Source organism: Pseudomonas sp. AMR01, assembly GCF_041946035.1.
GTDB classification, from domain to species: Bacteria; Pseudomonadota; Gammaproteobacteria; order Pseudomonadales; family Pseudomonadaceae; genus Aquipseudomonas; species Aquipseudomonas antarctica_B.
Genome location: NZ_JAUTYR010000096.1, coordinates 1 through 818, shown reverse-complemented (window position 1 = coordinate 818; position 818 = coordinate 1). Strand labels below are relative to the sequence as shown.

1 protein-coding gene is annotated in these 818 nt (G+C 61.4%); it reads left to right on the top strand.

Annotated features, from left to right (window positions below):
* Positions 1-818 (top strand): hypothetical protein (locus Q7C20_RS26690; RefSeq protein ID WP_375071184.1); only part of this gene is annotated, 818 nt, incomplete at both ends.

Sequence of the window (818 nt, the reverse complement as noted above, 5' to 3'; positions counted from 1 at the left end):
AGGATCCGCGCGGCGATGCGGCCCGTCAGAAGTTACGGCGGTTGGAACGCGACAAACGTACCTTGCTACGGGAACAATCCGCCGCGTTGGACGATGCGACGCGTAAGGCCGTGAAAAAGCGGATCGACGCGAAGACCGACCAGATCAAAAAGCACGTCTCTGAAAACGATCTCACCCGTCACCCCGAACGGGAACGGTTGACGAAGATCACGGACACGCGCGTCCACGACGTCAAGGTGGCACCGGCCAAGCCAGCCGCGAAACCACGTACGCCACGAAAGTCGAAATACGACGACGAGGCGTATAAGAAAATGACGCCGGAGGAACAACGGCGGGAACGCGCGCGACGTCGCAAACTGCAAAAGCAGGATCACGACCAACCGACGCCGCCCGAGGACAAACCCGCACCGCCCCCGGAGCCCGAACTCCCGCCGACACCCGCGCCGAAAGTGTTGGATTACGAGGCCGTGGCAAAGAAGCGGGCGGAAATGGACGAAGTCGCGCGACGATGGCACGCCGCGACCAACGACGACGATATCCTCCGCGAATACAACCAGTGGAAGCGGTTGGATAAGCAACTCGACAAAATGGTCGAGGGGTTCGAGGAAACGCTATACGGCCCCCTGAAACGGATCGATCCGGAACCATCCGACGTGGCCCGCGTGAACGCCAACCCCAAGTTCAACACGGGCGGATCAGCGTACCAAACCAACTGCCAGCGTGTGGTGTCGAATTACGAGCTCCGGCGACGCGGGTACGACGTGGAGGCGATGCCGCGCACGGCCACGAACGGGTTGAAGGATGACGAAATCCTCGCG